Source organism: Parafrankia irregularis (genome assembly GCF_001536285.1).
Classification (GTDB): Bacteria; Actinomycetota; Actinomycetes; order Frankiales; family Frankiaceae; genus Parafrankia; species Parafrankia irregularis.
Genome location: NZ_FAOZ01000011.1, coordinates 169337 through 180536 on the forward strand (window position 1 = coordinate 169337; position 11200 = coordinate 180536).

Annotated in this window: 4 protein-coding genes and 1 pseudogene; 4 read left to right on the forward strand and 1 reads right to left on the reverse strand. The window is 72.0% G+C overall.

Translation table 11 applies throughout. The annotated features are described in order from the left end of the window. The first annotated feature begins 29 nt into the window (after positions 1-29). Positions 30-1530: pseudogene (locus tag AWX74_RS19010) on the forward strand (MFS transporter). Between the two features lie 400 nt (positions 1531-1930). Here the strand turns inward: AWX74_RS19010 and AWX74_RS19015 are convergent. Further along, positions 1931-3412, reverse strand: a complete 1482-nt coding sequence (locus AWX74_RS19015) for a CCA tRNA nucleotidyltransferase (RefSeq protein WP_091278508.1) — start codon at positions 3410-3412, stop codon at positions 1931-1933. 162 nt (positions 3413-3574) lie between these two features. On the opposite strand from AWX74_RS19015, the gene AWX74_RS19020 reads away from it, so the two are divergent. From AWX74_RS19020 to murJ, 3 genes are read left to right on the forward strand one after another with little or no spacing between them, the layout of a single operon-like run. Next, entirely contained in the window at positions 3575-4048 is a 474-nt protein-coding gene (locus tag AWX74_RS19020) for an NUDIX hydrolase (RefSeq protein ID WP_006543049.1), read from the forward strand. 38 nt (positions 4049-4086) lie between these two features. Then, positions 4087-6828, forward strand: coding sequence for a DUF6049 family protein (locus AWX74_RS19025; RefSeq protein WP_226931160.1), 2742 nt, complete (start codon positions 4087-4089; stop codon positions 6826-6828). Further along, entirely contained in the window at positions 6828-10427 is a 3600-nt protein-coding gene (gene murJ, locus AWX74_RS19030) for a murein biosynthesis integral membrane protein MurJ (RefSeq protein ID WP_091278635.1), read from the forward strand. The genes AWX74_RS19025 and murJ overlap by 1 nt, the downstream gene beginning before the upstream one ends. Positions 10428-11200 lie beyond the last annotated feature (773 nt).

The following is an 11200-nucleotide window of genomic DNA, read 5'->3' on the forward strand; positions in this document are numbered from 1 at the left end:
TCGGGCCGTGCACTTCGTAGGCTGACGAGGTGGCCTCGACCGGCAACTCGCCCGGCAAGCAGTGGACCGGTGATCTGCGTACCCTGCTTCTCGGCCGCGGGTTCCGCCAGCTCTACGCCGCCCGGCTGTCATCACAGGCCGCGGACGGTGTCTTCCAGGCAAGCCTGGTCAGCTACGTCCTGTTCTCACCGGAGCGCGCGACGTCCGCCGGCGCGCTGGCGGCGTCCCTCGCCGTGGTGGTGCTGCCCTTCAGCGTGATCGGCCCGTTCGCCGGCATCGTGCTCGACCGCGTCTCCCGGCAGCGGGTCCTCGTGGTCTCCTCCGTGATCCGCGCACTGCTGATGGTCGTGCTCGTCGGGCTGATCCTCGGCGGGCGCACCGGCGCCGACTTCTACGCGACGGCGCTCGCCGCGGTCAGCGTGAACCGGTTCGTGCTGGCCGCCCTCTCCGCGGGCCTGCCGATGGTCGTGGACGTCGACCGCCTCGTCACCGCCAACGCGCTGTCCGTCACCTCGGGCACCGTCGCCACGCTGCTGGGCGCCGGCATCGGCAGCGGTCTGCGCGGGCTCACCGGCGGTGACGACAAGGAGGTCGCGCTGGTCGCGGGCCTCGCGGCGCTCGCCTATGTGGCCGCCGCCGTGACAGCGTCACGCCCGGCCCGGCTCGCCTTCGGCCCGGTCGAGGCGGCACCCTGGCAGGGTGCCTGGTCACAGGCCCGCAGCGTGGCCGTCGACCTGGCCGACGGCGTGCGCTACCTGTGGCATCACGGTCCGGCGCGGCGCGCCCTGGCGGCGCTGACGGCGTCCCGGGCCGCCTACGGGCTGGTGCTGGTGCTGACGGTGCTGCTCTACCGCAACCACTTCACCGGCGCCACGGGCGGCCTCGCCGGCCTCGCCCAGGTGGTCGCCGCCAGCGGGATCGGGACCGTGCTGGCCGCCGTGGTCACGCCCCGGGTGACACAGCGGATGCCGAAGGCGCGCTGGATCGCGATCGTCCTCGTCGGGGGGCGGTGTCGTCGAGATCGCGCTGGGGCTGCCGTTCCAGTCCCTGCTGTTCGTCGTCGCCGGCCTGCTGCTCGGCTTCTCCGCCCAGGCGAGCAAGATCTGCGTCGACACGATCGTGCAGGAGGAGACGGAGGACGCCTACCGCGGCCGGGCGTTCTCGCTCTACGACCTGCTGTTCAACCTGGCCTTCGTGGCGGCCGCCGCGGTCGCCGCCCTCATCGTGCCCGAGAACGGCCGCTCCGCGCCGACCATCATCGTCGCCGGGATCGGCTACTGCCTCGCGGGCCTCGTCTACTACCGGGCCGCGATGCGCCACCCCGAGGACCGGGTGATCCGCGGCGTCGGAGCGGCCCACAACCTGGCCGCCGACAGCCCGATCACCGACAACCCGCTCGCCGCCGGGCCGTCGATCGGCGGGCCGGTCGTCGACAACCCGGCGATCGACGGCCCGAGCGGCGCCGGCTCATCCACGATGACGAACGCGGCCAGCGCGTCACCGTCGACGAGAACGCCGCTCACAAGCTGACGTCGCCGCCCTGGCGGTGCGACTCAGCGCCCTGGCGGTGCGCTTCAGTGAGAAGTGGCGGATCTCGCCCCCGATATCGACCTGGCCGTCCGTGCCCACCCGCCCTCCGCACGGCGACCCACCGGGATCCCGCACCGCCGCGCAGCACCAGCAATTAGTGTCAATAGCGCAAAAGGGGCAAAAGTCGCCCGCCAGGGATGCCGGACGAACGTGGCCACTTCCGAGCAAGGGTGAAGGATTCTGGTCGCCGGAACGACCAGAATCCTTCACCCTGTCACGCCGCCGCTCCCGCCGCTCCCGCCGCCGTTGCGGCTGCTTTCAGGCAAGGGAAAGCACGATTGTGGCTGGCCCCGAGGGCCGCACTGGCCGCCGACGGCAAGGAACTACTGGAGGCGCTGCCCTAGACGTCGCCGCCCGGCTCGTCTCCGGGAACGGGGACGGGTATGCCGTTCTCCCGCGCCCACCGGAGCAGCTCCGCCTCGGCGGCCTCGCGGCCCAGCAGCCCGCGCTCGAACCGGACGTCGAGCATGTGCTCGCGTGCCTTCCCGACGAGCCGCGACGGCGGCAGCGCCAGCAGCGCCATGATGTCGTCGCCGGAGAGCTCCGGCCGGATGGAGGCGATCTCCTCGCTCGCGGCGAGGTCGGCGATCCGCTCCTCCAGCGAGTCGTAGGTCCGGGCCAGGCTCTCGGCCTTGCGGCGGTTGCGCGTCGTGCAGTCCGAGCGGACCAGCTTGTGGAGGCGGTTCAGCTGCGGGCCGGCGTCGTGGACGTACCGGCGCACCGCGGAGTCCGTCCACTCACCGGAGCCGTAACCGTGGAAGCGCAGGTGGAGGAAGACCAGGGAGCAGATCGCGTCGGTGACGTCCTTCGGGAAGCGCAGCGCGGTGAGGCGCCGGCGCGTCATGTCGCGCCCGACGACCTCGTGGTGGTGGAAGGACACCCGCCCGCCGGGGATGTGCCGGCGGGTACGCGGCTTGCCGATGTCGTGCAGCAGCGCGGCCCAGCGCAGGATCTCGTCCGGGCCGTCGTCCTCCAGCGCCATTGCCTGGCTCAGCACGGTCATCGTGTGCGCGTAGACGTCCTTGTGCTGGTGGTGCTCGTCGATCTCCATCCGCATCGCGCCGAGCTCGGGCAGCACGATGTCGGCGACACCGACCTCGACGAGGCGCTCCAGCCCGGCCATCGGGTTCGGGCTGGCGATCAGCTTGCGCAGCTCGTCGCGCACCCGTTCCGGGGAGACGATCTTGATGCGCTCGGCCCGCGACCGCATCGCCGCCACCAGCTCGGGCACCGGCGTGAGCCCGAGGGCCGCCTCGAACCGGGCCGCGCGCAGGATCCGCAGCGGGTCGTCGTCGAACGACGCCTCCGGCACGCCGGGGGTGCGCAGAACCCCGCGAGCCAGGTCCGCCATGCCGCCGAACAGGTCCACGAAGTCATGCCCCGGGACGGACACCGCCATCGCGTTGACGGTGAAGTCCCGCCGGACCAGGTCATCATGCAGCCCGTCACCGTAGGTCACAGTCGGGTTGCGGGACGTCCGGTCGTAGGTCTCGCTGCGGTAGGTGGTGACCTCGAACCGCACCCCGCGGCGGGCCAGGCCGACCGTGCCGAAGGCGATGCCCGCTTCCCAGGTCGCCTCAGCCCAGCCCCGGGTGATCTCCAGGACCCGCTCGGGGCGGGCGTCCGTGGTGAAGTCGAGGTCGGGGGCGCTCTTGGCCCGGCCCAGCAGCGAGTCCCGGACGGAGCCGCCGACCAGGTAGAGGGCATGCCCATGGTCGGCGAAGATCCGGCCCAGCTCATCCGCGGGCGCGGGCACCCGCAGCAGTTCGCTCACCACCTGCTCCGCCGAATCCCGGGGATTGTCAAGACTGATTACAGCCACACGTTCAGATTACGGGTGACCGGCCCCACCGGGACGTCCACAGCCGGTCCGTGGCCCGGCCCGTCACGCTCGGGACGTCCCGAACCAGGAACTGAGCCGATTCACGCGGACGAACCGGACACACAACGAGGCCGATTCGGCCGCTGCTCGTACGATCAGGGCATGCCCTCCCCGCCCAGGACGACGCCCGGCCGCCGGCCGCTGCGCCGGGTGGAGGAGACCTCGGCGGGTGGCCTGGTGCTCGACACGCCGTCGGCCGGGGCGAACGCGGCCCTGATCGCCCGTAGGGACAGGCGTGGGCGACTGTTGTGGTCACTGCCGAAGGGGCATGTGGAGGCCGACGAGACCACGGAGGAGGCAGCCGTCCGGGAGGTCGCCGAGGAGACCGGGGTGACCGGGGCGGTGCTGGCCCCGCTGGGCACCATCGACTTCTGGTTCGTCGCCGGGGAGGCCCGGGTACACAAGACCGTGCACCACTTCCTCCTGGTGCGCACCGGGGGCGCGCTCTCCGACGACGACATCGAGGTCGAGGAGGTCGCCTGGGTGCCGCTCGCCGAGGTCGCCGACCGCCTCGCCTACGCGGACGAACGGCGGCTGCTCGACGAGATCCCGACGATCCTCGCCGAAGCGTCGTGAGCGTGGCCTACCCGTCCCGGCGGCGCCGGAAGGGCCGCATGCGGTTCCCGACGCGGCTCGCCGCCGGTGTGGTGGCGGCTCTCAGCCTGGCCGTGGGGGTCACCGGCGGGCAACCGGCGAGCGCTACCACACGCTCGGTGGCGGGATCGTCACTGGACAACGCCGCGACCACAGCTTCATCCACAGTTTCCACAGGGCTGTCCACAGAGTTGTCCACAGGATCGGCCTCATCTGTGGGTATCGCGGCTGGAACGACCGCGGCAATCCAGCCGATCACCAGGACATCTCCGGACACAAGCGGCACTCCGGGCAGCTCTGGTGGCGCGTCCAGTTCCGCCGGCACGAACCAGGCCGTCCAGCTCACCGTCACCGAGGTCACTCCGCCCGGCAACGGCTCGACCGTGCTACGGATCTCCGGCTCGGTAGCTACCCAGGGCGGTGCTTCGATCACGGGGCTCGGCGTCCGGGTCGACCTCGGCGCCGCCCTGACCTCCCGCAGCCAGCTACAGAAGGTGGCCGCCGGCGGTGCGGGAGCCTCTCCCAGCTCCTCGTCGGCCGCCAGTGCGGCACTCGACGCGACCGGCGGGTTCACCGTCGATGTCCCGGTGGCCGAGCTGATTCCGGCCAGCGGCCTGGAGGTGCGCTCGGTTCAGGTCCGCGTCGTCGGCCGGGTCAACGGAGGCGCGCTGGACAGCAGGCTGGCGACGGTGACGACCTTCGTGGTCCTGTCCGCTCCCCGGGTGGCGCAGTCGCAGCGGACGCCGGTGCTGACCGTGGTACCGCTGGCGAGCAGGCCGCGGCTGCGCTCCGACGGCCTGCTCACCGACAACACGCTGGCCGGGGAGATCAAGGAGGGCGGCCGGCTCCGGGAGCTGCTGGAAGGGGTGATCCAGTCCCGCACAACGACCGTCGCACTCGGAGTCGACCCCACCTTGGTACAGGCCCTGACCCGGATGAGTACGCGGTACTCCTACGCGACACCGTCCGGGGAGACGGCCACTGAGGGCAACCTTGACGCGATCGCGTACCTGGAGAACATCAAGACCTACGCGCGCCAGGGCGGCACCGTCTTCGCGCTGCCCTACGGGGACACCGACCTGCCCGCGCTCGTCCGCGCCGACCAGCTCGACGCGCTGAAGTACTCGGTCAACACCGGCCAGCAGGTGATCGCCGAGCTCCTGGAGAAGCCGGTACTGGCCCAGGAGGGGAGCTGGACCGCCTTCCCCGCGGACGGGCTCGCCGACGCCGGGACCGTGAACGCGCTGAGCGCCAACGGCTACGGCACGGTGATCGTCGACGACCAGCTCCTCCCCGCTGCCCGGGGCCTGACGTACACGCCGTCGGCAGCCACCACGATGGCGACCGCGACCGGCCAGGTCCGCCTGCTGGCCGCCGACCACGTGCTGGCCGATCTCGTCGCCGACCCCGACGGCAGCGTCGACGGCAGCCAGAACGATCCCGCCCTCGCCCGCTTCCAGGCGGAGCTCGCGATGATCACGGATCAGGCACCGGACCGGCGGCGCCTCGTCGTGCTCGCGCTCCCCCGGTACGCGGCCGTCTCCGCCAGCTGGCTGCAGACCATCCTCAACACCGTCACGACGAGCACCTACTCGACCGGGATCGATCTGCGCGGCGCGACCACCGACGCCAAACTGGACGCCACCCGGCAGCGGACCGCGCTGACCTACGGCGAGGCGGCGCAGGCGAAGGAGCTGCCGACCGAGTACGTCGACCGGGTCGAGGAGATCCGGGGCAAGGCCTACGTCCTCGGGTCCGTCTTCTGCCAGCCGGACGCGACCCCGGCCCTGGCGACCGAGACCTGCCTGAGGACCAGGCGCGATCCCGTGATCAATACTTTGATCACGGGATTGTCGGCGGCCTGGCGCACGGACAGCGCGGGCGGAACCTCGCTCGTCCAGCAGGCCGACGGCGCCGTGCAGGAGAAGCAGTCCAGCATCCGGGTCGTCGGATCACAGATGGTCAACCTCACCAGCAGCCGCGGCCGGGTACCGGTCACCCTGGAGAACAGCTCCGACTGGGACGCGACCGTGGTCGTGAAGCTGTCGTCCAGCGACCGCGGCCGACTCATCTCCGCCACCAAGATCACCAGGGTGCTCAAGGCTGGCCAGAAGGACCAGATCGAGATCGAGGTCGACGCGGAGAGCGCCGGCACCTTCCCGGTCGACATCCGGCTGGAGACCGTCGACGGCCAGACCATCGGCCCGGAGGCGTCCGCGCGGGTGCTGGTCCATTCGACCGTCTACGGGGCCATCGCCATCGGCATCACGGTCGGGGCGGTCGGCGTGCTCTTCGCCGCCGTGCTGATTCGCCTCGTCCGCCGGCTCCGGGCCCGTTCGCGTTCCCAGGGCGCGCCCCCCGACGACCTCCCGGGCGGACCGGGACAGGCTGACGCCTCTGGCCTGCCCGCACCGGCACCCCAGGTGGCAGAACGGGCGACCCTCCCGCTCAGGAAGTACCCCTCCACCAGCGCGGGCGGGGCCCCTTATCCAGCTCCGCCCCCGCCGCCGGACTGGTTCCCGCATCACGCCGGGGGACCACACCACCCCAGTGATCCGCACCACGCCGGCGACCCGCGCCATGCCGGCGGCCTGGACCATGGTCGCGACCCGGGCCGCACCCGCGACCCGCACCATGCCGGCGACCCGCACCATGCCGGCGGCCCGGATCTCGGCCGCGCCGGGCCGTGGAGCTTCGGCCGCCCGGCGGCACCGGCAGGGTCGACGGCCCAGCCGCAGCCCCAGCGCCCGGATGGCCGGTGATGGGACCGTACGACGGTCGTGGCCGGCGTCCGTCCGACGATCATCATGATGATCGTCCCTACCGCCCCGCGGCCGACGATCCGTATGTGGTCGAGCGGTACACCGGCCACGGAGACGACCAGTACGTGAACGCACCCGAGCCGGGCACGGAAGCACCACCGTTTCCCGATGCCCGCGAGCGCCCGGACAGCTACCGTCCGAACGTGGCCCGACCCGCCGGAGACTCCGCAGCGCACTGGGACGACCCCGCCCAGCACCGGGGCCGGGCGACCCAGCCCCCGTATGAGCAGCAGCGCGACGGGTGGGGGCCAGCCGACGGTCACCTGCCGCCGGCTACCCGGTCACGATCTTCCCAGGACCACGATGGCACGTACGGGCAGGGCGGTTACGAATCGGCGGCCCGCTACGACCCGCCCCGGCACAGCGACCAGCACGGCTACGACGACCCGCAGGCCTACCGCGATCAGCAGGCCTACGACGACCCGCGTCGGCGCAGCAACCAGCACGGGCACGGCGCTGGCGACGGCTACGGCGATCAGCGCCGAATCAGCGACCAGCGTGGCTACGACGATCAGCGTGGCTACGGCGATCAGCGCCGGAACAGCGACCAGCGTGGCCACGGTGACCAGCGGCGGCTCAGCGACCAGCGCGGCTACGGCCCAGGCGCACCGGGTTACGACGACGGTGCCGGGTACGGCCAGCCGGTACCCGATCAGAACGCCGGCCACGCAGGCCGCGCGGGCTACATCAACCGCGCCGAATACGAAGAATACGAACGGAGCCGGCGCGGTGACCAGGCACGCCCGCCGACCGACCCCGGCCAGGCCCGGTATCCGGGCGGATCGTCGCCCACCAGTCGGGTGCCGTCCGGCTCCGCCTATCCGGGCGGTCCACCGACCCCACCGGCGCCGGCACGGCCACCATCACCGGTAGCCGGCCACCACAACACCGGAAGCCCGTACGACGGCGGAGCCGGCCGTATCACCCCGTACCCGGGCACGTCGCCTAAGTCTTACCAGGTGGACGACGAGCGGATCAGCGGGTACCCCGCCGACCCGCGGGGACCTGCCGAGCGGGGTGAGCAGACCCGCAGGCTCCCGAGCGCTCCGCCTGTCCCGCCCCCGTCCGAAGGGGGGCCCGCGACGCGGGCGGCGCATGCCCGCACACCGGCCCCAGGCACCGCCCCCCGCGGCCACCCGGTGCACCACGGCGAGCCGACACACCACGTCGGGCCCGCGCACGACAGCGGGCCGATGCACCACAGCGAGCCCTCACACCACAGCGGGCCGATGCGGCACGGCGAGCCCGTGTACCTCAGCGAGCCGACGCGGCACACCGGGCCGCCCCGGAACCGCCCGCCCGCGCAGCCGCCCGTCCAGCCGTTCGAGGACCTCGACGAGCCGCCCTACGAGCCGGTCCATGACGCGGCCTACGAGGAGCCCTTCGAGGACGTCCGCGAGGGGCCCTTCGAGGAGGCCTACGAGGACGCCTACGACGATCGCACCGCTCGGCTGCCACCGCCGAGCACGGCGCCACCCAAAGCCAGGACCCCGCGGCCGGCGGCACCGGCCCGGAAGGGCCCGCCGCGGCAGCCACCGGCCCCGGCCGGCCGGCGGACGACGTCCACGCAGACCGGCCGGGGCACCGGCACCGGTAGCCGCAAGAAGGCGCCGGCGAAGAGCGCCGGCCTGGGCCGGGCCAGCGGCATCATGGCGATCGGCACCATCGCCTCGCGGGCCACCGGCTTCCTGCGCACCGTCGCGATCTCGGCGGCGATCGGCGTCGGTGTGGTGAGCAACGCGTACACCACCGCGAACACGACCCCGAACGTCCTCTACGACCTGCTGCTCGGCGGCATCCTCACCAGCGCCGTCGTCCCGGTGCTGGTCCGTGCCTCGAAGGAGGATCCGGACGGCGGGGACGGCTTCGCGTCGTCCCTGGTCACCCTGACGGTGCTCGGCCTCGGCGCCGCCGTGGTCCTCGGGATGATCCTCGCCCCCGAGATCATCGGCATCTACATGCACGGCAACGATCCCGCCAAGAAGGCGCTGGCGACGGACCTGCTGCGCTGGTTCATGCCCCAGGTGCTCTTCTACGGGGTCGGCGCGGTGCTCGGGGCGATCCTCAACACCAGGCAGTCCTTCGCCGCGCCCATGTTCGCGCCGGTGCTGAACAACCTGGTGGTCATCGCGACCTGTGTGGCGTTCTTCCTCGTCCCGGGCGACCGCCCACCGACGGTGGACGGGATCACCGACGCCCAGACCTTCGTCCTGGCCGGCGGAACCACCCTCGGCGTGATCATCATGACCGTCGCGCTGCTCCCGACCGTGCGTGCCGTCGGCTTCCGCTACCGGCCCCGCCTCGATCTGCGCCACCCGGGGCTGCGGTCGGCCTACCAGCTGGCGGGCTGGACGCTGCTCTACGTCCTGGTCAGCCAGCTCGGCTTCGCGGTGATCACCAATCTGACGAACGACAAGCACAGCGAAGTCACCACGATCTACCAGAACGCCTACCAGCTCTTCCAGCTCCCCTACGCGATCATCGGCGTCTCGGTGGTCACCGCGCTGCTCCCCCGGATGAGCAACCACGCGGCCGCCGGCAAGACCGCGCTCGTCCGCGAGGACCTGTCGACCGCGACCCGGATGACGGTCACCGCGATCGTTCCGTCCGCCCTGTTCCTGCTGGCACTGGGCCGCCCGATCGCCGTGACGATCTTCAACCACGGCGCGGTCGACGTCGCCGGCGCGGTGCGGATCGGCGACTCCCTGAGCGCCTTCGCCATCGCGCTCGTGCCCTTCGCCCTGTTCCAGGTGCAGCTGCGAGCCTTCTACGCCTACCGGGACAGCCGCACCCCCGCGCTGGTCAACATCGGCGTGGTCGCGACGAACATCGTCGCCGCGCTCGTGCTTTCCCACCTGGCGGCGCCGGAGCACCGCGCGGTCGTGCTGCCGCTCGGCTTCGCGCTCGCATACATGATCGGCCTGGTCGCGACGACCGTCCTGCTGCGGCGCAAGCTCGGCGGCATCGACGGCAACCGCGTCGCCCGGGTGACGACCCGGGTGAGCGTGACAGCCGGCATCGGCGCCGTGCTGGCCAGCGTCATCGCGGACGTCGTCCGCGACCTGCTCGGGCACGGCTGGCTCGGGTCGGGGATCGCGGTCGTCATCGGGCTCGTCGCCGGCGGTCTCGCCTTCGTCGTGATCTCGGTGCGCAGCGGGCTCTACGAGATGACGGCGCTGATGCGGATGGTCGGCGGCAAGCTCGGCGCGGGCAAGGGCGGCGCGGGCAAGGGCGGGACGTCCTCGGGCGGACGTCCCGCGGCCAGCCGGTCGTCGGGGCCGCCCAGGGTCCCGGCGGATCAGGATCGCGCCCGTGAACCGCGGGAGCGGCGCGAACCACGCGAACAGCGCGGACGCGATGCCGGCGGGCGCGATCCCGGTGGGCGAGGTCCCGGCGGTAGCCGCAGCGGTGGCGGACGTGGCCGCAGCAGCGGCACTGACAACAGCGGACGCGGTGGACGTGGCAGCGGCGAACGCGGGTCGCGGGGGTCGTCCGGAGGCCGCGGCGGCCCCCCCGACCCGCGGCGTCGCCCCCGCTGAGCTCGAATCCCGCGCTGGTCGGGTGCTGGTCGGGTGCCCGCTGCCGCGGACCGGCCGGGCATGTCCCGCGCGAGTCGGCATCGGCAGCACGAGCGGGGCAGCGGAGGCGGAGACCCGAAGAGTGAACGATTCTGGCCGTCCCAGCGACCAGAATTGTTCGGTCTTGCTCAAAAGCAACGGAAGGTGGCCGGCTCCGCTCACCGGGCCGTGAACGACACACCGACAGGCCGCCCTGACCCCGACGGACGAATCACGACCAGCCAGACCGATACACCCGATACGCCCGATCCGTCTGGCCACTGTGAGCGCGGCGGCGACCTCGACCAGGTGGGTCCGCGAGAAGCAGCCACGTGGCCGCCGCCCCCTTCCGCGACCTCCGATGACGACAACCCCACCCTCGAAACAACTAAAGGTAGTTCTCGCGTGACGATCTGTCGAAAATATGCCGACCGTCAGCGAGGATCAGACACCAAGAGAAGCCAACCGGAAACGCCAGAAGCTTCGCCCGCTACGAGCGGAGGGCCTGTTCTCGACCCGGTCACACCAGTCCCGGTTTCCGTGGCCGTTACCTGGGCGGACGCAGTCACTCGGTGCGTCAACCTGGCTTGTCTGGAGACATCCGCAAGATGTCAGGGCTGGCCTCGTACACTGAACACGCTGTGCGCGGGCCCCGCCCAACGTCGCCGGTGAACCAGGCGCAGCACCCAGGCTTGGGGCATCTTGGGCGCCCTACGTCTGACAAGGCGACGGAGGGTGCCCGGGTGTTCGTTCGC

Coding starts and splice junctions, on each gene's coding strand:
- AWX74_RS19020 (WP_006543049.1), top strand. CDS start 3,575: ATGCCCTCCCCGCCCAGGACGACGCCCGGCCGCCGGCCGCTGCGCCGG.
- AWX74_RS19025 (WP_226931160.1), top strand. CDS start 4,087: ATGCGGTTCCCGACGCGGCTCGCCGCCGGTGTGGTGGCGGCTCTCAGC.
- murJ (WP_091278635.1), top strand. CDS start 6,828: ATGGGACCGTACGACGGTCGTGGCCGGCGTCCGTCCGACGATCATCAT.